This is a genomic window from Paenibacillus pasadenensis (assembly GCF_023715725.1).
In the GTDB taxonomy this organism is placed as follows: Bacteria; Bacillota; Bacilli; order Paenibacillales; family Paenibacillaceae; genus Paenibacillus_O; species Paenibacillus_O pasadenensis_A.
Genome location: NZ_JAMBOT010000002.1, coordinates 578,206 through 598,713, shown reverse-complemented (window position 1 = coordinate 598,713; position 20,508 = coordinate 578,206). Strand labels below are relative to the sequence as shown.

General features: G+C 55.2%; 25 protein-coding genes. All 25 read right to left on the bottom strand.

Annotation, left to right across the window (positions count from 1 at the left end; all coding sequences use genetic code 11):
• Window positions 1-144: 144 nt before the first annotated feature.
• Window positions 145-966, bottom strand: coding sequence for a TlyA family RNA methyltransferase (locus tag M3223_RS08035; RefSeq protein WP_251560752.1), 822 nt, complete (start codon window positions 964-966; stop codon window positions 145-147).
• A gap of 64 nt (window positions 967-1,030) precedes the next feature.
• Window positions 1,031-2,926: a 1-deoxy-D-xylulose-5-phosphate synthase gene (dxs, locus tag M3223_RS08030; protein ID WP_251560751.1), complete on the bottom strand. Its 1,896-nt coding sequence runs from the start codon at window positions 2,924-2,926 to the stop codon at window positions 1,031-1,033.
• A gap of 100 nt (window positions 2,927-3,026) precedes the next feature.
• Window positions 3,027-3,923 carry a polyprenyl synthetase family protein gene (locus tag M3223_RS08025; protein ID WP_251561013.1) on the bottom strand — a complete coding sequence of 299 codons (897 nt, stop codon included), beginning with the start codon at window positions 3,921-3,923 and terminating at the stop codon, window positions 3,027-3,029.
• Window positions 3,924-3,937: 14 nt separating this feature from the next.
• Window positions 3,938-4,201, bottom strand: coding sequence for an exodeoxyribonuclease VII small subunit (gene xseB / locus M3223_RS08020; RefSeq protein WP_251560750.1), 264 nt, complete (start codon window positions 4,199-4,201; stop codon window positions 3,938-3,940).
• Window positions 4,198-5,556 (bottom strand): exodeoxyribonuclease VII large subunit, encoded by a 1,359-nt coding sequence (gene xseA / locus M3223_RS08015; RefSeq protein WP_251560749.1) that lies wholly within the window; start codon window positions 5,554-5,556, stop codon window positions 4,198-4,200. Before xseA ends, xseB begins: the two co-directional genes overlap by 4 nt.
• A 4-nt stretch (window positions 5,557-5,560) precedes the next feature.
• Window positions 5,561-6,415: a bifunctional methylenetetrahydrofolate dehydrogenase/methenyltetrahydrofolate cyclohydrolase FolD gene (folD, locus tag M3223_RS08010; RefSeq protein WP_251560748.1), complete on the bottom strand. Its 855-nt coding sequence runs from the start codon at window positions 6,413-6,415 to the stop codon at window positions 5,561-5,563.
• 48 nt (window positions 6,416-6,463) lie between these two features.
• Entirely contained in the window at window positions 6,464-6,907 is a 444-nt protein-coding gene (gene nusB / locus M3223_RS08005) for a transcription antitermination factor NusB (protein WP_251560747.1), read from the bottom strand.
• A gap of 127 nt (window positions 6,908-7,034) precedes the next feature.
• Window positions 7,035-7,265 (bottom strand): DUF2273 domain-containing protein, encoded by a 231-nt coding sequence (locus M3223_RS08000; RefSeq protein ID WP_251560746.1) that lies wholly within the window; start codon window positions 7,263-7,265, stop codon window positions 7,035-7,037.
• Between the two features lie 13 nt (window positions 7,266-7,278).
• Complete coding sequence (amaP, locus tag M3223_RS07995; protein WP_251560745.1) at window positions 7,279-7,839, bottom strand: alkaline shock response membrane anchor protein AmaP; 561 nt, start codon at window positions 7,837-7,839, stop codon at window positions 7,279-7,281.
• Window positions 7,840-7,922: 83 nt separating this feature from the next.
• Window positions 7,923-8,330 (bottom strand): Asp23/Gls24 family envelope stress response protein, encoded by a 408-nt coding sequence (locus M3223_RS07990; protein ID WP_251560744.1) that lies wholly within the window; start codon window positions 8,328-8,330, stop codon window positions 7,923-7,925.
• 108 nt (window positions 8,331-8,438) lie between these two features.
• Complete coding sequence (accC, locus tag M3223_RS07985) at window positions 8,439-9,815, bottom strand: acetyl-CoA carboxylase biotin carboxylase subunit (protein ID WP_251560743.1); 1,377 nt, start codon at window positions 9,813-9,815, stop codon at window positions 8,439-8,441.
• A gap of 24 nt (window positions 9,816-9,839) precedes the next feature.
• Window positions 9,840-10,325, bottom strand: a complete 486-nt coding sequence (gene accB / locus M3223_RS07980; protein WP_251560742.1) for an acetyl-CoA carboxylase biotin carboxyl carrier protein — start codon at window positions 10,323-10,325, stop codon at window positions 9,840-9,842.
• 276 nt (window positions 10,326-10,601) lie between these two features.
• Complete coding sequence (locus M3223_RS07975) at window positions 10,602-11,345, bottom strand: SpoIIIAH-like family protein (RefSeq protein ID WP_251560741.1); 744 nt, start codon at window positions 11,343-11,345, stop codon at window positions 10,602-10,604.
• 74 nt (window positions 11,346-11,419) lie between these two features.
• Window positions 11,420-12,061 carry a stage III sporulation protein AG gene (gene spoIIIAG, locus M3223_RS07970; RefSeq protein WP_251560740.1) on the bottom strand — a complete coding sequence of 214 codons (642 nt, stop codon included), beginning with the start codon at window positions 12,059-12,061 and terminating at the stop codon, window positions 11,420-11,422.
• 18 nt (window positions 12,062-12,079) lie between these two features.
• The gene (spoIIIAF, locus tag M3223_RS07965; protein ID WP_251560739.1) at window positions 12,080-12,835 is read right to left on the bottom strand and encodes a stage III sporulation protein AF; all 756 of its coding nucleotides are present in this window, start codon (window positions 12,833-12,835) and stop codon (window positions 12,080-12,082) included.
• Window positions 12,836-12,866: 31 nt separating this feature from the next.
• Window positions 12,867-14,108: a stage III sporulation protein AE gene (gene spoIIIAE, locus M3223_RS07960; protein ID WP_251560738.1), complete on the bottom strand. Its 1,242-nt coding sequence runs from the start codon at window positions 14,106-14,108 to the stop codon at window positions 12,867-12,869.
• Window positions 14,109-14,112: 4 nt separating this feature from the next.
• Complete coding sequence (gene spoIIIAD / locus M3223_RS07955; RefSeq protein WP_251560737.1) at window positions 14,113-14,508, bottom strand: stage III sporulation protein AD; 396 nt, start codon at window positions 14,506-14,508, stop codon at window positions 14,113-14,115.
• Between the two features lie 24 nt (window positions 14,509-14,532).
• The gene (gene spoIIIAC, locus M3223_RS07950) at window positions 14,533-14,736 is read right to left on the bottom strand and encodes a stage III sporulation protein AC (protein ID WP_251560736.1); all 204 of its coding nucleotides are present in this window, start codon (window positions 14,734-14,736) and stop codon (window positions 14,533-14,535) included.
• A 13-nt stretch (window positions 14,737-14,749) separates the two neighbouring features.
• Complete coding sequence (gene spoIIIAB, locus M3223_RS07945; RefSeq protein WP_251560735.1) at window positions 14,750-15,268, bottom strand: stage III sporulation protein SpoIIIAB; 519 nt, start codon at window positions 15,266-15,268, stop codon at window positions 14,750-14,752.
• Window positions 15,265-16,332 carry a stage III sporulation protein AA gene (gene spoIIIAA / locus M3223_RS07940; RefSeq protein ID WP_251560734.1) on the bottom strand — a complete coding sequence of 356 codons (1,068 nt, stop codon included), beginning with the start codon at window positions 16,330-16,332 and terminating at the stop codon, window positions 15,265-15,267. Before spoIIIAA ends, spoIIIAB begins: the two co-directional genes overlap by 4 nt.
• A gap of 118 nt (window positions 16,333-16,450) precedes the next feature.
• Window positions 16,451-16,717, bottom strand: a complete 267-nt coding sequence (locus tag M3223_RS07935) for a YqhV family protein (RefSeq protein ID WP_251560733.1) — start codon at window positions 16,715-16,717, stop codon at window positions 16,451-16,453.
• Between the two features lie 196 nt (window positions 16,718-16,913).
• Window positions 16,914-18,179, bottom strand: a complete 1,266-nt coding sequence (locus tag M3223_RS07930) for an aspartate kinase (RefSeq protein WP_435367997.1) — start codon at window positions 18,177-18,179, stop codon at window positions 16,914-16,916.
• Window positions 18,180-18,351: 172 nt separating this feature from the next.
• On the bottom strand, window positions 18,352-18,909 hold the full coding sequence (efp, locus tag M3223_RS07925; protein WP_251560732.1) for an elongation factor P: 558 nt from the start codon (window positions 18,907-18,909) through the stop codon (window positions 18,352-18,354).
• A 24-nt stretch (window positions 18,910-18,933) separates the two neighbouring features.
• Window positions 18,934-20,001 (bottom strand): M24 family metallopeptidase, encoded by a 1,068-nt coding sequence (locus tag M3223_RS07920; protein WP_251560731.1) that lies wholly within the window; start codon window positions 19,999-20,001, stop codon window positions 18,934-18,936.
• A 48-nt stretch (window positions 20,002-20,049) separates the two neighbouring features.
• Window positions 20,050-20,499: a type II 3-dehydroquinate dehydratase gene (aroQ, locus tag M3223_RS07915; protein WP_251560730.1), complete on the bottom strand. Its 450-nt coding sequence runs from the start codon at window positions 20,497-20,499 to the stop codon at window positions 20,050-20,052.
• Window positions 20,500-20,508 lie beyond the last annotated feature (9 nt).

Here is a 20,508-nt window from a genome sequence, read left to right as displayed (position 1 = left end):
AAACCCCCTCCTGGTTCATGATGAGGGATAGTTTCGATTCAGGAGCGGGATTATCCTCCTGGAGATGAGGAGAAAATTCCGAACATTTGTTTGCTGAAACCAGAATACCAGAACATGCGTTTGTCTGTAAAGAGGAAATCGGAATTATTTGCCGGATTGAAAATGGCCTGCCGCTTGGCGGACAAGTTCTTCCATAACGGCAAACCAGGCGTCAAGCGGCTCCGGCTTGTCGTCCTTCACCCAATGAGCGAGGAACTCGATGTTTCCTTCCCCGCCTGTTATTGGAGAGAATGTGAGATGTTTAAGATTGAAGCCGGCCATAGCCGCTTCTCCCGCAACATGCTGCAGCACTTCCAAATGCACAGCCTGATCTCTTATCACGCCGGATTTGCCGACCTTATCGCGTCCCGCTTCAAACTGAGGCTTAATTAATCCGACTACATCCGCCCCAGCCGGAATTAATGGCGAAAGCGCAGGGAGAATCAGCTTGAGCGAAATAAACGAAACGTCTATGGAAGCACAATCGGGCGGAGGACCTTGCAAATCCTCGGGCTTCATGTATCGGAAGTTAACGCGCTCCATTACGCCTACTTGAGCATGCTGGCGCAGCGACCAGTCAAGCTGATTGTAACCGACGTCAATGGCATAAACGTATTCCGCGCCATGCTGCAGAGCGCAGTCGGTAAAGCCGCCTGTCGACGCTCCAATATCAAGCATCACGCGGCCCTTCATATCGATGCCAAATTCACGAATTGCTTTCTCTAGCTTCAAGCCGCCCCGGCTGACGTAGGGGTGCAGGCTTCCTTTTACTTTAATGGTTGAGTCTCTTTTCACTTTGGTTCCGCTTTTGTCCACCGGTTCGTTGTCCACCAGCACAAGACCGGCCATCAGCGCCGCTTTGGCCTTTTCCCGGCTTGCATAATAACCTAGCTCAACAAGCAAAACGTCGATTCGTTCCTTGGTCATTCCAGCTCTCCTTATAACCGTAGAATGGCCTGCAGCCGGAAGCGCCGCAGGCCATATAGATTGATTAATGCTGATTAGTTGCGCGCTTGCGCTTCGGCTGCAGGGCGACCGCCTCCGCGGCCAAGCGCTCTGGCGTCAAGCCGCATGCGATGCGCTGTTCCTTAATTGTAGCGTGCTCAATAAATTCGTCGGGAATGCCAATCAAACGAACTGGCACGCCTGAACGCCCGGTCAAAGCGTAATGCTCCAAAATGGCGCTTCCGAGGCCCCCTTGCACGGCTCCTTCTTCCATTACGATAAGCGGCAATCCTTCATCCGCCAGTGCATCCAGCATCGCCGTATCAAGCGGTTTGATAAAACGCGCGTTCACGACTCTGAGCGACAATCCGTCGCGGCGCAGCAGCTCAGCCGCCTCTTCCGCAACCTGAACCATCGGCCCTACAGCCATGACAACGGCAGAATCGCCTTGCCGGACAATGTCCCATGTACCGATTGGAATCGGCGTCATGGCCGGGTCCAGCTCAACGCCTGTTCCGTTCACACGCGGATAACGAACCGCAATTGGGCCGTCATTATAATCAACGGCTGTTTTCATCATGTTGCGCAGCTCGTTCTCATCCTTCGGCATCATCAAAACCATATTCGGAATATGACGCATAAACGGGATATCGAACACGCCATGATGCGTTTCTCCGTCCGGTCCGACAAAGCCGGCCCGGTCGATAGCAAAAATGACATTGGCATTATGACGGCAAATATCATGCACAACCTGGTCGTAAGCCCTTTGCAGGAAGGTGGAGTACACCGCATATACCGGCTTCATGCCTTCCATCGCCAGCGCAGCGGACATCGTCGCCGCATGCTGTTCGGCAATACCGACATCAATCATCCGGCCCGGAAAACGCTCGGCGAACTTCATGAGACCCGAGCCTGCAGGCATCGCAGGCGTGACGGCAACGATCCGGTCGTCGCGTTCGGCAAGCTCAATCAAGGCGTTTCCGAAAACATCGGTGTACATCGGCGGTCCGACAGCTTTGAGCACTTGGCCGGATTCGATTTTGTACGGCGTAATGCCATGCCATTTGAACGAATCTGCCTCAGCCGGCTTGTAACCCTTCCCTTTAACCGTGACGACGTGAATGAGCACCGGTCCCTGCACCTGGCTCGCCTGCTGCATCGTGTCTAGAAGCTGCTCCATATCATGTCCGTCAACGGGACCGAAATAATGGAGACCGAACTGCTCAAACAAGATTCCGCTAACGAGCAAATACTTCAGGCTGTCCTTGAAACGCTCCGCCGTTTTAGCCAGCTTGCCGCCGATTGCCGGAACTTTTTGCAGCAGCGATTGCAGGTCTTCCTTCGCCTTCTGGTAATGTCGGTCCGTACGAATGCGGCCCAGGTAGTGATGCATCGCGCCGACGTTCGGAGCAATAGACATCTCATTGTCGTTTAGAACGACAATCATGTTCCGCTTCTCATGGCCGATATGATTCAAGGCCTCCAACGCCATACCGCCGGTAAGCGCGCCGTCGCCGATGACCGCAACCACTTTGTTTGTTTCGCCTTTGTAGTCCCGAGCCATAGCCATGCCCATTGCTGCTGACAGCGATGTGCTGCTATGGCCGGCTTCCCATACGTCGTGTTCGCTTTCGGCGCGTTTGACGAACCCGCAAAGTCCGCCCTGCTTACGGAGCGTATCAAAGCGGTCCATCCGTCCCGTCAATATCTTATGCACGTAAGACTGATGACCCACATCAAAAATAAACTTATCTTTAGGGCTGTCAAATAAATAGTGCATCGCCAGAGTAAGCTCCACGACACCAAGATTCGGCGCCAAATGTCCTCCGGTGACGGACAGTTTATTCACGAGAAAATCTCGGATTTCACCCGCCAGCTGTTCCAGCTCCGGCACGGAAAGACTTTTCAAATCTTGAGGTCCGTTAAGTTTGTCGAGCAGCACGATAGGTTCCTCGCTTTCGTGAGCGGCATACGATTATGCCGTCCCGTAAGTACACATTATTCTTCATTATACCATAGAAGACAGGCTGAAACCTGCTTCCTTACCGATCGCGGTTCATGAGATAGTCCGCAAGCTCCAACAGCCGTTCCGGCCGGCGCAAATTCGCCGCCAACAGCGCCTGCTTCGCCTCATTGGTCAACCGCTCCATAATGCTGCGGCTTTCCTCCATACCGACCAAATAGGGATAGGTTACCTTGCCGGCAGCCGTATCGCTATTTGTTTTTTTACCAAGCTTCTGCTCATCTCCAACCAGATCAAGAATGTCATCCTGAATCTGAAAAGCAAGACCGATCTTGCGGCCGAACTCGGCCACCTTTTCCAAAGCTTCGGAATCAACACCGCCAAGCCTTGCACCGGCCGTTACTGAGAAGACGATTAAGTCGCTCGTTTTGTGTTCATGAATATATTCCAGCTCGGCCAACGACGTTATGCCCTGCTCCCCTTGCATATCGGCCGCTTGCCCGCCTACCATGCCGGATGCGCCGGACAAACGGGCAAGATCCTCTACGATATCCAGTACGGTTTCCGCTTGAGCTCCGCGGTGGCGGGCGGATGCCGCAAGGTGAAACGCATGCGTGAGCAGCGCGTCGCCTGCCAGAATCGCCATTGCTTCGCCGTAAACACGGTGATTGGTCGGTTTCCCGCGTCTAAAATCATCGTTATCCATAGCAGGAAGATCATCATGAACGAGTGAGTACGTATGAACCATTTCAATTGCGCAAGCAACCGCCACAGCAGCTTCGCGGTCGCGCTCGTCGCCGCGGGCAGCCTCGGCAGAGGCCAGCACAAACACCGGGCGCAGCCGTTTGCCGCCAGCTGCCAGTGAGTACGCCATTGCTTCACGAAGCTTCTCGGGAACGCTCCACTCGGGCGGCAGCGAATGCTCCAGCTCAGACTCTACGAGCCTTGCGGCGGAGGACAGATAATCCTTCAGCATCACTTGGCTGTCGCTCACCGGAAGTCACCTCGATCATCAGACTCATCCGTGAACGGCTCCGTCTTCAGCTGCATACCGCTATCGAGCAAGGATTCGATTTTGCGCTCCACCTGCTCCAGCTTGCCTCCGCACAGGCGGGACAGCCTCATCCCTTCCTGAAAGAGCTCGATCGCGGTTTCCAGCGGAACGTCGCCGCTTTCCAGCCTCTCGACGATCTCCTCCAACTGCTCCATCGCCTGTTCGAAGCTAAGCTCCTGCTCTTGAGTCTCCTTGCTCATTCCTGTTCATCCTCCTTGATCGACCATACCTGGCATTGAGCGCTCCCGTCAGTCAAGCGAACATGAATCAGGTCGCCGAGCTCCAGATCCTTTACGGAACGGACCAGGTTTACGTTGCGCTCTTCGTAAACAAGACTATAACCGCGGGCCATAACTTTCAGCGGACTCAGCGCATCCAGCTGTCGCATGCCCGACAGCAGCCTGTGCCGGCTGTCTTTGACGCCGCCTTGAGCCGCCTTAATTAACCTCTCCTCAAGCCGACCTAGCTCCTTACGCGCTTCACCGGCGCCGCGTTCTGGCGAACGGGAGGCTAATCTTCTCTGGATTTTATCCAGTCTATGCCCGGCTTGCTCCGGATGCCGCCGAATTCGGTCCTCTAGCCTTTGTTTCAGCCGGTCCAGGCGCTGTGCCTGATCCAGCATGTAACGGCGAGGATGCACAAAATAAGGGGAACGGCGCGCACGCAGCAGCCGTTCTTTGCGTCTGCGCACGCTGTCCTGCATCGCGGCATGAAGCCTCTGGTCGAGCCTTCCTATCGTCTCTTTGAGCTCCGCCATATGCGGAGCAGCCAGCTCCGCAGCCGCCGTCGGCGTCGCCGCACGGTGATCGGCCGCAAAATCGGCAATGGTAAAATCGGTCTCATGACCAACAGCAGAAATAACAGGAATAAGCGAGGAAGCAATAGCCCTTGCCACCGCTTCCTCGTTAAAGGCCCATAATTCCTCGAGTGAGCCCCCTCCGCGTCCAACAATCAACACATCAGCTTGTCCATGCCGGTTCATCGCTTCAATGCCGCGGACAATGGATGGCGCAGCGTTTTTCCCCTGCACTACGGCAGGATAGATCAGAATCGCCGCTGCCGGATAACGGCGCTGCAGCGTCGTTATAATATCCCGGATTGCCGCTCCTGTCGGAGAGGTAACAACTCCGATTACGGAAGGGTAGCGCGGCAGCGGGCGTTTGCGCGACTCATGAAAGAGCCCCTCTTCGTCCAGCTTCGCCTTGAGCTGCTCGTAGGCAAGATATAAGCTGCCAAGGCCGTCCGGCTGCATGCCGGTACAATAAAATTGATAATTGCCGTCACGTTCATATACGGAAATATTGCCTCTGGCAATCACCTTGGCGCCTTCGCGCGGGATAAAAGGCAGCCTTTGGTTATGAGTGGAAAACATAATGCATTTGAGACGGCTGTCTTTATCCTTGAGCGTAAAGTACATATGGCCGCTGGAATGATGCGTGAAATTGGAGATTTCCCCCCGAATCCATACGTCGCCGAGCAGACGATCCCCTTCCAGCTTCATCCGGATATAACGTGTCAGCTCTTTGATGGAATAAATGCGCGGTGAATCTGCCACAGCTTTAAACTCCCGCCTTCAGCTTCGCCGCCTTCAGCGTGTTCTGCATAAGCATCGCAATTGTCATTGGGCCAACGCCGCCCGGAACAGGCGTAATTGCCGAGGCTTTTGCCGAGCAATCGTCATAATCGACGTCTCCGGCAAGCTTGCCGGTATCCAAACGGTTAACGCCGACATCGATTACAACCGCGCCCGGCTTCACGTAACGGCTGTCAATCGCCTTAGGCTTTCCGATTGCGACGACCAAAATATCCGCTTCAGCAGCGATCCGCTCCATATTAGCCGTACGAGAGTGGCAAACGGTAACGGTAGCATTTTCACGAAGCAGCAGCATAGCAACTGGTTTGCCGACAATGTTGCTTCTCCCGATAACAACCGCATGTTTGCCGGAAATCTCTGTTCCTGTGCGCTTAATCAGCTCAATAATACCGGCAGGCGTGCACGGAAGCAGGCTCTCGTCGCCAATGACAAGATTGCCTGTGCTCTGCGGGCTGAAGCCGTCTACGTCTTTCTCAACCGCGATTGCGTCAATGACGGATTTCTCTTGGATATGTTTAGGCAGCGGAAGCTGCACGAGAATACCATGGACCTTTTCATTTTGGTTCAGGCTGTCGACAAGCTCCAGAAGCTGCTCCTCCGTCGTATCCTCCGGCAGACGATGCACCTCGGAATGAAAGCCCATTTCAAGACAGGTTTTTTCTTTGCTGCCGACATAAACGGCGGAAGCCGGATCCCCGCCGACGAGCACTACAGCTAAGCCAGGCACGATGCCTTGCGCTTTCAATTTTTCTGTCTCTTGCCGTACCTCTTCCCGAATTTCCTGCGCAATCCGCTTGCCATCAATAACCTTCGCACTCATGAGAAATCTCTCCCCTCGGAACTATAACCTCTCGTTGTTACGCCTGGATCAGGATTTGAGCTTGTCCAGCTCGGCAATCAGTCTTCCCAGTACCCCGTTGACAAACTTGCCGGACTCGTCCGTGCCAAAATGCTTCGAGAGCTCAATCGCTTCGTTAACAACCGCTTTTGGCGGCACATCCGTACGAAACACCAGCTCAAAACAAGCCAGCCGCAGCACCTGATGGTCCACTTTGGACAGACGGTCAACCTGCCAGCCAGTCAAATACTGCTGCAGCATGCCGTCAATCGCCGCTTTGCGCTCCAATACGCCGAGCACGAGCTGTTTCGCAAATTCGCCTGTTTCTCCCGCGTCCACTTTGCCGGCACCTATTTCATTTTCGTCCCGCGCCTCGGCAAGCAATGTCGCAACGGCTTCTTCAGCCGTAACCTCGTTCATTTCCATCTGGTACAGACTCTGTACCGTAATTTCACGCGCCAACCTTCGTTTCATAATGCCTCCCAGCCAAAGCTCGTAATGTAGTATAGGAATTTTAAAAAAACCTATGATCTCCTCCCTGCTCCGAACAGCCGCGCTCCAGCGCGGCAAACGTGTCCGAAGTACGGAGGAGACCACAGGATCAGCGAAACCTTTGAAATCTCTCTTCCAGCCATGCTGCAAGCCGTCTCCAGGACACTAGCGGCTCTCCGCCGGTATCTTTGCGGACGCCAGCCGCATAGCCGATCCACAGCAGCAGAGCGACAAACAGCATATCCCAGAAGCCTGAGATCAGAAACACAAGCGCCAAAAACAAAGCGGTTCCGACTCCGGCTATTCTGCCGCCGTAACCTTCCAACCACTCTCTCCACATCGCTGTCCGCCTCCTATTCTACACGGCTCTTGAAGGAAGGAGAAGGAATGACATTGGCTACAAATACAGATACGGCCGCTACCGGAATTCCCGTAATTTCCTCCACATGATCCTTAACCGCACGCTGAATTTCTTCCGTCAGCTGAGGAATGGACGACTCTCCGTCGACAACGGCGCGAACTGCGATATCAAGACCAGCCTCTGCTGTAGTGATTCGCGTCTTCATATCCTTAACACCGCGCTGGCGTCCGGCTGCTTTAAGAACAAGGCTTTCCACCGTATCCATGGAAATCCGAATATCGCCAAAGTCGTTGCGTTGGTCGATGGAGGACGATGAAACACCCTTTGTCCGCAAGGAAACGTAGAGCATTCTCAACGTAATAAGCAAAATGACAGCAGCTCCTGCCAGCATGGAGATATTAACGATGCTGCCAAGCTTGTACCATTCATTAACGAATGATTCCGTCACCGCTTCTCTGATGCCTCCCGCACTGAAAACAATTGCGATAACGGCAACAATGCCAATCACAATGCTGTATAAAAACAAAAGCAGCCTGTCCACAATTCGGCTCAAACGAGATAGACCTCCTCTATAAAGCGGAATAAACCCCCTTGCGCCGAGCGGCAGCCCAATCACAAGGGGGTGATGGATTCAATCTATTTAACCCGGTGGGCAGCATCTTCCTCTTCAGGACGCTCCCCTGACTTGAAGTAAACGTCATGGATATGTACGTTCACTTCGACTACGATCAAGCCCGTCATCATTTCAATGGACTTCTTAACGCTGCGCTGAATTTCCGCTGCGATCTCAGGAATCGGATTGCCGTATTCCACAATGATGGACACGTCGACAGCCGCTTCGCGGTGCCCGACCTCAACCTTCACGCCTTTGGACAAATTTTTGCGCCCTAGAAGCTCCGCGATGCCGCCTCCCAGACCGCCGCTCATTCCAGCTACGCCTTCAACTTCGACTGTCGCGAGTCCCGCGATAACCTCGATTACTTCCGGCGCAATCTGGATGGTGCCGATGTCTGTTTTCTCGTAGTCTACCGCTATGATGCTCATCCCTTAAGCGCACCTCCGCTTGATAGGTTCCCCGGCCCTAATGCCGGGGGCTCATCCGTTTTCATATTCCTATACTATAACATTCCATGGGTTTTATGACAAACGGATTCAAGCGTTGACGGCTTCGTCGCCGTAAGGCTTGTTCACATCATGTTCTTCCAGGAATTTAATGTCGAAGCTGCCGCCGAGGAACACCGGATGCTCAAGCAGCTTCAGGTGGAACGGAATCGTCGTTTTGATCCCATCCACCGCAAATTCGGAAAGCGCACGTTTCATCCGGGCTACCGCCTCGGTCCGGGTCGGCGCCCACACGATGAGCTTGGCGATCATGGAATCATAATGCGGCGAAATAGTATAACCCGGGTATGCCGAGCTGTCCACACGCACGCCAATGCCGCCTGGCGGCAAGTAAAAGCCGATTTTGCCTGGAGAGGGCATGAAATTGCGGTCGGAATCCTCCGCATTGATCCGGCATTCAATAGAAACTCCGTTAATCTGGAGATCCTCCTGTTTGAACGAAAGCGGATTGCCTTCCGTAACGGAAATCATCTCTTTGATCAGATCGATGCCGGTAATCATCTCAGTCACAGGATGTTCAACCTGAATACGGGTATTCATCTCCATGAAATAGAACTGCCCGTCCTGTCCAAGCAGGAACTCCAGCGTGCCGGCGCCGCAGTATTCAACGGCAAGCGCGGCGCGCACAGCCGCTTGTCCCATCCGTTCCCGCATTTCCTCGCTCAATACCGGACATGGAGCTTCCTCGACCAGCTTCTGGCGGCGGCGCTGCACGGAGCAGTCGCGCTCGAACAGATGCACGGCGTTCCCGTGCCGGTCGGCCATGATCTGGATCTCGACATGTTTCATGCCGGTGAGGTATTTCTCCAAATATACGCCGGCGTTGCCAAACGCCTTCTGAGCTTCCTGCTGTGCCGTCGTAATTTGCTGAACAAGCGCCTCTTCCGTTTCGGCGATACGGATGCCTTTGCCGCCGCCGCCGGCCGTCGCTTTAATAATGACGGGATAACCGATCTCACGCGCAATGCGGATTGCTTCATCAAGATCTTCAATGATGCCGTCCGAGCCGGGAATGACCGGCACGCGGGCGTCTTTCATCGTTTGTTTGGCCATCGCCTTGTCGCCCATCCGGGTAATCGCAGAAGGGGACGGGCCGATAAATGAAATATTGCATGATTCGCAAATCTCGGCGAAGTCGGCATTTTCGGCCAGGAAGCCGTAACCGGGATGAATGGCGTCGCATTCCGTCAGCGTGGCGACGCTCATAATGTTCGTCAGGTTCAGATAGCTGTCCTTCGACAACGTCGGACCGATGCAATAGGCTTCGTCCGCCAGACGCACATGCAGCGATTCGCGGTCAGCCTCGGAATAAACGGCCACCGTTGCGATGCCGAGTTCCCGGCAGGCGCGGATAATGCGCACGGCAATTTCGCCGCGGTTGGCAATCAGGATTTTTTGGAATTTCAAGATGCTTGTCTCCTCCCTGCGAAGTTATTCCGGACGAACCAGGAACAACGGCTGGCCGTATTCGACCAGTTGGCCGTTTTGCACAAGCACCTCGACGATTTCGCCGCGCACTTCCGCTTCCAGTTCATTCATCAGCTTCATCGCTTCCAAAATGCAGACGACGCTTTTTTCGGTCACTTTGCTGCCCGGCGTCACATATGGAGGGTTGTCCGGAGAAGAGGCGGAGTAAAAAGTTCCGACCATCGGCGATACAATGGAATGCAAGTTTTCCTGAGGCGCCTTGGGGGCTGCTGCGGCAGGCGCGGAAGCTGCAGCCGCTGGGGCTGCTGCAGCTGGCTCTGGCGCAGGCGTATATGTATGGACAGCAGGCGCGTTCTGATAAACAACGGCTTCCGTTTTGCCAGGCTTACGGATAAGCAGGCGGGTTCCTTCATTCTCAATTTCAAGTTCCGATACGGAAGTCTGGTCAATCAACTCAATCAGCGCTTTAATTTCGTTAAGTTTAAACATCCGATTCACTCCTTCGACGGTTGCAGCATAGATAGCAGCATTCATGCCGCTCCAGCCGCGCTGCTAGCCTGAGCCACCAGCTCCAAGCGGCCAGACGTAGTGTATTATAGCACAAGCCCTTCTTCAGGACGAGTGTCAATGCCAGACTAGCGTTGAAAGAGATGTCGCGACTGTGTTTAAACCGGCTGTTTATGCCGATAAATCCGCATTTCCTGCAACATGAACAAGAGCCTCCCGGAATGATCCGGGAAGCTCTTGTTTTCATTCCTTACTCTGTTAAGGCAGGTACTGGACAAGCACATCGCCTGCGCTAATGTTCAGCGAAGTGCTTACTTTGGTGATGATTGCGGCCGCTTGGCTGCGCTCCAGCTTCTGGCTTTGAACGACCACTTTGACCGACTCGCCATTTTCGTCGATAACGACGTTTTTGAAGTCTTTCTCAAGCTGATCGCGCAGGTCGGTCAGTTTGCCTTGACGCAGTTCGAAGCTGTCCAGCTCAGCAATTGCTTTGGTGGATTCTTCTGCGCTAGCCGAGGAAATTTCGCTCATCAGCTTCTCGTACTCCGCATTGACGCGCTCCTGGGAGCGGGTTCCCATGTCCTGGAACTGGCTTGCAGCTCCGCCTGTTTCAAATTGCTCGAGCACAGCCTGATCTTCAGGGGACAAGCCGGTTTCCGCAGAGGTTTCCTTATCCGCATTTTTCTCTTCTGCCTGTGTTCCGCTGTCCTGCGTGCCAGACCCTTCGGTACCTTGCTGCGCTCCGTCCTTTGAATCCTGTCCGCCAGCTGCCGATGCTCCGTCCGTTTCAGCAGCTTCTGCAGCAGCTTCTTCGTTCACAGCTTCGCCGCCGGTCACTTGATCGACGTCGATGCCTTCTACGACCTCTTGCGCGCCTGCCTGCGTCTGAGCATCTGTAATCCCTTTTGAGCCCGGGCTATCCGTCAGCAGGTAATACGCGGACAGCACCACCATCAGACTGAGCATCGACACAAGCCAAATTGTTTGACGTTTGGAATTCATAATTGTTAACCCTCCTTGAATTGGTAAATTCGTTTTATTCGCTCTTATACCGGCCTGGCTTTCAACCGCCAGCTTCAGCCTGTTTTGCGGGGTACGATTGAGATCGCCGACAACGGAACGTCCATGCCGCGTTCCACCGCTTCCGCTATAATCCGCCGCACCGTAGCGTTTTCCGCCCCTTTTGCAACGACAAGAACCCCCCGGATTTTCGGCTTGATGATTTTGGTGACGACCGGCTTCTGCTCTCCGGATATTTCATACATGACAATTTCCCCGCTGTTTGTCATCTGTGTCACATGGCGTTTGCCCCCGGATTTATCCGTTTCATTCGTCGTCTGCTGCGAGTTGTTCTCGTTTCTTCCCCAAATCATTTCCTCGGTCGAGTCCACCGTGACAAGCACGCTTACGGCACCGACCCCGACTATTTCCTCCAAAATTTCCTTCAAGCGGTTTTCCAAAGGTGTCTCAATGCTCGTAAAATCCGTTCCCGCGCTTTGGATTTTGCCTCCCAGCACGCTTTGTTCCTCTCCGGACGGCAGCTGGGCTTCTCCTCCGGGCAATGTCCCTACTTCACGAAAGTTGAGCACATTGCCCGCGATAATGAGCGCCGCCCCGATGCCGCCAAGCACAAGCAGCCAGCGCAGCGATTTGATCCGGCCGGGACCGCCGGGCGCGCCTTTGGCCGCCTGCTCCAGCTTTTCCCACCATTTGGCCAAAAAAGCCTCCCCCTTTCCCTAGCCGTTTCGGGACGGCTCCTGCCGGACCTGGACGCCTGCGGCTCCAATCTGCCAACCGCTGCTGACCAAAGCCCGAATTCTGCGCTCCAGCTCGGGCGGAACGCCCGTTTCTTCCGCTGCGGGATCAATTACCGCCCCCATTGCCGGCAGCGCCTCCTGTTCCGGCGCCGCATCTGGTTCCTGCTGCTTTTGGGCTGTCTGTTCCGCCTGCACTCCGATGTCCACCGGACTGACCTCTTCAATTGCTGTTGAATTCATTCCGGCCTCTTCGGAATCCGCCTTGCCGCTTCCGTTTTCGGCTGCGAGCGTTACGACTACCGAGGAGATGACGCCGCCTCCCTTGCCGTCCCAGACGACCGCTGCGTCAACTCCGCTCACCCCGGCACCGGTTTCCTGCTCCACCGCTGCGGCGATTCCTGCCTCAAGCTGTGTTCGGGCAAGCGCTACGGTTTGTTCCTGCGAGCTGCCTGCCGCAACCTCGGCTTTCCGCAAAATTTCGTCCAGCGACGGCATTTTCGCTTGAGAATTTTCCAGCTGGCGGCTCCATTCGGAATATCCAGCTTCAAGGTTCCGCTGAAAATCCCCCTGCACCAGCCGCAGGAGCGGCGTCAGGATGACCAGCAGAATAATCAGTCCCGTCACAAGCCTGGCATATCTCTGCATCCTTTCATTCGGGAGGAGCAGCTCCACCAGGGCGGCCAGCAAAATGACCGCGACCACATCCCGCAGCCAGCTGCTCAGCCAGTCCAGCACAACCGCCGCCTCCTTTCAAATCAACCGGATGTCACCTCATCATAATCGCTGCATTGCCAGCAGTAAGGATGATGGTCACGGCCAGAAAAAACATCAGGCTGACCGCCGCTAAAGCGCCGAAGACGTAGAGCATCGTTTTGCCGATTGTGCTCAGGCAGACCGTGATTGGACTTGAGCCAAGCGGCTGCAGCACCGCTCCGCATACATTGTAGATGGCTGCCAGCACAAGAATTTTTATGGCCGGCAAGGCGCTCAGGAAGAGCAAAATGATGACACCGGCAAGCCCGACCGCGTTTTTGGCCAACATTGAAGCGGAGATGACCGTATCCGCCGCATCCGAGAACGTTTTGCCGACGACCGGCACAAAGCTGCCGCTGATAAATTTGGCTGTCCGCAGCGTAACTCCGTCCGTCATGGAGCCGGTCGCTCCTTGAATGGAAACGACTCCGAGGAAAACGGTCAGCATGACACCGAGCAATCCGGCTCCGATCGTGCGCAGCATGTTAGCCAGTTGGGTGACCTTGAACCGGTCCGAAATCGCGCTGGCAATATGCAGGACGGCGGAGAAGAACAGCAGCGGGAACACCACCGTGTAGATCAGCGTGCCGACTAGATGAACCATGAATACGATGACGGGATGCAGCAGCGATACCGTGACGAGACTCCCTGTGCTGGCAATCAGCGTCATTAACAGCGGAACCATGGCCATCATGAATTGAATCATCGTTTCGATCGCCTCTCTGGCATATCCGATCGCGACATGAAAGCTGTTGACGGCAAGGACGATGAGCACCATGTATGCGACGGCATAGGCGACCGTGCTGACCGCCTGCCGTTCAAAAGCGGATTGCAGCGTCTGCAGGATGGAGCTGAACACGGCCAGCAGGACGATGGAGACGAGCAGCTTGGCGTTATAGAGCACCTCGTGTGCGACCATGTTGAGCAAACCTTTCATGATAACGGCCGGCTTCATTCCTTCTCCGCCCGGCGTAATCATTTCGATGAAGCTCGGCATCGCTCCCTGTGGAAAATAACCTCCATACTGCTTCATGAGGTCGTTCCAGTAAGACTCCACCGCGTCCGTTCCATAAGCGCGAGCCTGCTCTCTCGCCAGCTCCTCCGTCATCCCTGCCGCCTGTCCGTTGGAATCGCCTGGAGCGGCAGTTGCTGCGTCGCTTGGCGCTTCCGCAGCAGCTATTCCCGGCGCCGCCGCCAGGAACACTGCCGCTAGCAGCACCATCAGCGGAAGCAGCCTCGTCCAGCTCCAGCGCATCCCTTCACCCCCCGGCCGGCAGCAGGCCGACTACCGTTTCGACAATAACATTGATAATCGGCACCGCCAGCACAAGGATCAGTACCTTTCCGGCAAACTCCACCTTGGCCGCGACGCCGTCCGCTCCCGCATCCCGTATAATCTGAGCGGCGAATTCCGCGATGTAGGCGATGCCGATCATTTTCAGAATCGTCTTCAGATAGACCGAAGGGATGCCTGAGCGCTCTGCCAGCTGCTCCATCGTGCCAATTACCGCCTCAATTTTGCCGACCATAAGCAGGAAAATGAATATTCCCGCGAACATGGCGAGCAGAAAGGCGAAGATTGGCTTCTGCTCCTTCAGTACTAGCACTAGAATTGCAGCTAAAAGGCCGATCCCGGCAATTTGAACCATTTCCATATGCTTCTCCCGCCCCGCCGCCAGCTACTCAAACAGGAAGATCGTTTTGATCTCCTGAAACAGGTCGTTCAGCATCCGCACGACCATGAACAGCACAACGACGAATCCGATCAGCGTCACCCAATGCGCCATATCCTCTTTGCCCATCTGCTTCAGCACCGTGTGGATCATCGCTATGATAATGCCGATGCCGGCAATCTGGAAAATAATGCTTATATCCATTGTCATGTCATCGGCACCCCTAAACGATCAAAATGACGACCAGCGCGGCGATAAGAATGCCAAGGCCCCGGGAAAGCTTTTCGTAGCGCGCCTGATCGTCTCTGGCGCCGCTCTCTTCAACGAGCAGCTGCTGCTGCGCCAGCTTCAGATGTTTCAGCTGATCCTCACGGTCGCTCATGCCAAGGATGGAGCCTAGCCGCCGCAGCGCAGTCAGCTCTGGCTGCTTGAGCGCCGTCAGCGGGCCGTACGAGGAGATCGCTTCTTCCCATCCGGCTTGAAAATCGGCCGAGCTCCCGTCCTCTATCCGCTCCGCCGGAGCCCTGAGCATGGACGCCAGCGGCTCAGCCATCGGAGCGGCGATTCGCTTGAGCGCCTCCGGCAGCGGCGTGTAGCCGTAGCCGATTTCCGTTTCGAGCCGCTGCAGTCCTCCGGCCAGCTCGCGCAGCTGCTGCGGGCGCTTGGCAAAGCGGGCTGCCTGTATAAATCCGATCAGCGTGCCGGCAACCAGCACCAGCACGGCACCGATCGCTTTAATCACGGGGCAGCCCCCCTTTTGCCGGCAGCTGTCGGTTCACGCGCCGTAGGAGCCGCGCGCCGCTTAGCCTCAGGGATGGGGTTTACCGCCATGCTGCTCGCCGCAAAACCTGGAGCGGTATCCCCGAGCTGGATAATCCGTGTCCGAAACCCGGTTCGCTCCCTTCCCAGCACAACACAGCGGGTGAACGCTCCTTCGGCCAGCAGCTCCCTCAGGATCGGCCTGCCTTTAGCCTCGTCCAGGCTGGAGGCATGTGCGGTCGCAAGCACCGCCACGCCGGAATGCGCCGCTTCCCTTAATGCCGCAGCATCCTCCGCCCGTCCGATTTCATCAGCTGCAATAACTTCCGGCGACATGGAGCGAAGCATCATCATCAGCCCCTCCGCTTTGGGGCAAGCGTCCATTACATCGGTACGCGGCCCGATGTCAAAGGACGGAATGCCCTTCACCGATGCGGCGATTTCGGAGCGCTCGTCCACAACAGCTACCCGCCTGCCCGGCCAGTCCGTCTGTCCCGGGCCTCTCCAGCTTCCGTAACTGACGATTCGCACCAGATCGCGCAGCAGAGTCGTTTTGCCGGAGCGAGGCGGGCCGATCAGCAGTGTGGAGTGGATGCTTTTGCGCCGATCGTCTCCGAGACCGGCGACGATGCCTTCCGCAGCTCCGACAGATTCCCTCGCGATTCGGAGATTAAAACCTCCTATATCCCGAATCGCTTTTACCTCTCCGCCCTCCAGAACCGTTCGCCCGGCTAGTCCGATCCGATGCCCGCCTGTCACAGTGATGTAGCCTTTCTTTAACTCTTCCTCTACGGCATAAAGCGAGTGGCCGGTCAGTTTGCCGAGCATTCTGCGGCAAAGCTCTGCATCCGGCCGATACGACTGATCCGGGTTATCCGTCCATGCGCCATGGAGGCTGAGAAACCCAGATCTGCCGCCGCTGACAAGCTCGAGAGGCCGGTTCTCACGGATTCTGACCTCCTCCAGCGCATTCAGCACGGTATCGGGCAGCCGCTCCAGACGTTCCTTCAGCTCAGCGGGCAGCAGATGGGAAATAGGCTTAAGCATCGCATTCACCTTCCCGGTGTTTGTCCTCTTTTACATTCAAAAATAGGCTTGGCTCATCCTGTATGTTTAAATGTATGCCTTCTTGTCCGCATTATGACCTCGAATCTAGCGCACCACTCTATTTTTTAAAAACACCGATTAATAGACAGGCAATGCCGGCTGTTAGCCACAGCAGCTTGGAAGGCGACAGCTTAAACGAAAGGCCTGCCAGCCCGATTGCCGTTGTAGAAAGGAGTATGATAGGGCCGACAAACGCTAGCGAGGAGTTGACGACTAACGCCTTGTCCACCTGATTCAGGCGGAGCATTAACAGTGCCGCCATAATTTCGATAGAGCCGGAAACGATTCGCAGCGTGCTCATTGCCACAACAACCTTGTTCATCATTCAAACCACCTCTTCCGCAGCTTCTTTCTCTCATCCTATGCGAGCTTGTCTGAATTTATGGGCTTGTTCGGCGTCACTTTATGACACTATGGGAACAAAAAAAAGCGCCTCCGGCATAAACAGGCCGGAAACGCTTTGTTGTGGAATTAGACCAATTGTACTCAAGCAGAACCGAAGCTCTGCAACGGGCAGACGATTAACGGCGCTCCGAAGGGCCGCCGACAAATACTTGCTCCGCCGTATCCAAACCGTAAGTCGTATGCAAAGCACGAACGACTTCCTGGAGCGGCTCGGCCGCGATTACACAGGAGGTTTTGATCTCTGAGGTGCTGACCATCTTAATGCTAACGCCCAGATCGGAAATAGCGCGGAACATACGGGCCGCAACGCCCGGATTGCTCACCATTCCGGCGCCGACGATCGACACCTTCACCAGACCGGTCTCGGAAGACGTTTCACGATAAGGAACGGTAGAACGAATACCCGCGATGATCGACACCGCGCCTTCAGCATCGCCGCCTGCCACAGTGAAGCTGAAATCCGCTTTGCCGTCCTGCACGCCGCTTTGAACGATCATGTCAACGTCGATTCCGCCGTCAGCCAGCGCGCCGAACACGCCTGCCAATACGCCGGGAACGTCCTCAACGCCTATAATGCTGATACGCGTTACGTCCTTGTCAAATGCTATGCCGCGTACTACGATTCCTTGTTCCATCACTGCTTCCTCCTTGACCGTCGTTCCCTCGTTGTACGTGAAGCTGGAACGAACGACCAGCTTCACGTTGTTATGCTTCGCGTATTCTACTGCGCGCGGATGAAGCACAGCCGCTCCGAGATGAGCCAGCTCAAGCATTTCGTCATACGAGATTTCAGGCAGCTTGCGGGCGTTTTTCACGACGCGCGGATCAGTGGAATACACTCCGTCGACATCGGTAAAAATCTCGCATACATCCGCCTCAATCGCTGCGGCAAGCGCAACGGCCGTTGTATCGGAGCCGCCGCGTCCAAGCGTCGTAATCTCGCCTTCATCCGTCATTCCCTGGAAACCGGCAACGATGACGATGCCTGCGTCATCCAGCGCTGCATGAATGCGCGATGGCTGAATATCGGTAATTCTGGCCTTGCCGTGCAGCGCTTCGGTGAGGATGCCCGCCTGCCAGCCCGTCATGGAAACGGCTTTGCGTCCTAGTGCATGTATGGTCATCGACAGCAGCGCGACCGAAATCTGCTCGCCTGTCGTCAGCAGCATGTCCATCTCTCTAGCTGGCGGATTCGGATTGAGCTGCTTGGACTGTTCAATCAGATCATCCGTCGTATCCCCCATCGCCGATACGACCACGACAACCTTATGGCCCGCATCCCTGTTTTCCACGATTCGTTGTGCTACCCGCTGCATGCGTTCCGTCGTGCCGACCGAACTGCCGCCGAACTTCATTACGATCAACAAGGTTTCACTCACCATCCTATGCAAATACAATCAAGTACAGATTATAGCACATTCCCGCATTGCAGAGTAGATGATTTTCTTAATGCCCCAGGCTGGGGCAAAATCAAACAGCCGTCCGGAACACCGGACGGCTTTGTATTAAAATGCAGCGGCGTTCCAGACAGGAACGGCAGTGCAATTGATCAGCCTACGCGCGGGAGATATAGCGGCCTTCGCGGGTATCGATCAGCAGCACGTCGCCTTCGTTGATGAACAGCGGAACCTGAACCGTAAAGCCGGTTTCCACCGTTGCGTTTTTGGTCGCGCCTTGGGCCGTGTTGCCTTTAACGCCAGGCTCGGTTTCCGTTACTTTCAGCTCAACGCTGTTTGGCATCGTGATGCCGATAATCTCGCCTTTGTAGCTGGCGATATGAACGTTCATATTTTCCTTCAGGAAATTGATTTCCCATTCCAGCTGATCCTTGTCCAGGTTGAACTGGTCGTACGTTTCGTTATCCATAAAGGTGTATTCGTTGCCGCTGTTGTACAGGTATTGCACTTCGCGGTTTTCGACATGAGCGCGTCCAAGCGTTTCGCCAGCACGGAACGTTCTTTCCACGATGTTGCCGTTGCGGAGGTTTTTAAGCTTGGTGCGAACGAATGCGGCGCCTTTGCCCGGTTTAACATGCTGGAACTCAATTACAGTAAAAATATCGGTTTCTACTTCAATCGTAAGGCCGGTTTTAAAATCGTTCACTGAAATCACAGGTGATTCCTCCTAAGATGGGTTTTAAAGCACAATCAATTGTTTGGTCGAAGAAGTTAAAATCCGGATGCCGCTATCGGTAATGACAACGTCGTCCTCGATGCGCACACCGCCGAAGCCCGGAATATAAATACCAGGTTCAACGGTAACGACCATGCCCGGTTTTAGCACCGTATCGCTTCGTTTGGACAAACCCGGCTGCTCATGCACTTCCATGCCGAGGCCGTGGCCAAGGCTATGGCCGAAGCAGTCGCCGTATCCGTACTTGGCAATCACATCGCGGGCCAGGGCGTCGGCTTCCTTGCCGGTCATGCCGGGACGGATATGATCCAGCGCATGAAGCTGGGCTTCCAGAACGATGTCGTAAATTTCGCGGTGTTTGTCCGACACCTCGCCGACGGCGACGGTGCGGGTAATATCCGAGCAGTAACCGTTGTACAGCGCGCCGAAGTCAAGCTTTACAAACTCATTGCTGCCGATGATACGGCTGCTGGCCACGCCATGCGGCAGCGCCGAGCGTTCGCCGGATGCAACAATCGTATCAAAGCAAGAGGAATCTGCGCCGCCTGTGCGCAGAAACACTTCCAGCTCCAGAGCGATATCGGACTCCTTCATACCAGGCTTGATTAAACCTTGGATGTACTGGAATGCGCGGTCGGCAAGATCGGCTGCTTCCTGCATAATGGACAGCTCCGACTCATCCTTAATCATCCGCAGCTCTTCCACCAGTCCGGGGGCCGGCACAAGAGTGATGCCTTCCAGCGTTTTGAACCATTTCACGAACTGTGCGTACACGGTATGCTCCTGCTCAAAGCCGAGCGAGGAAATCCCCTCGCCGCGCAGCAGCTCTCCAACATTGGCGATCGGATCGGGACCGTGCTCCACAATGTCGAAGCCTTGCACCTGCTCAGCAGCTTGGACCGTATAGCGGAAGTCCGTCAAAAACCAGCTCTTAGATGCTGTGACGAGCACCCATCCGGCCGATCCGGTGAATCCGCTTATGTATTGGCGGTTATAACCGCTGCCGATCAGCAGCGCCTCCAAGCCTTGGGTTGCCAGCCTCTCGCGAAGCTTGTCCAGCCGGTGCTTCATGACGCCAGCCACCTCCTCTAAGGCAGAATTACCATGCGGACCGCACGGTTACGCCCCTTTACCCGCTTCCAAATGATCCAGCAAAGCCTTCAGGCCAAGCGAATAGCTGGCTGCGCCAAAGCCGGCAATTTGTCCCACCGCTACTGCTGCCGTCACCGAGACATGCCGGAAGGCCTCTCTTTTGTGGATATTCGACAGATGCACTTCAACGGCGGGGATTGCAACAGAGCTCAGCGCATCCCGCAGCGCATAGCTGTAATGCGTGAGCGCTCCCGGGTTCAAGAGCAGGCCGTCCGTATTGCCATATGCGGCATGTATACGGTCGATCAGCACACCCTCGTGATTGGACTGGCAAAAATCAAGCTCGACACCTGCTTCTGCTGCCTGCTCGCGAAGCATCGCCTCAATATCCGCCAGCGTAACCGTGCCGTAAACGCCCGGCTCCCGAACGCCAAGCATGTTGAGATTCGGGCCGTTTAATACGAGAATTCGGACCATTCCCGTTCC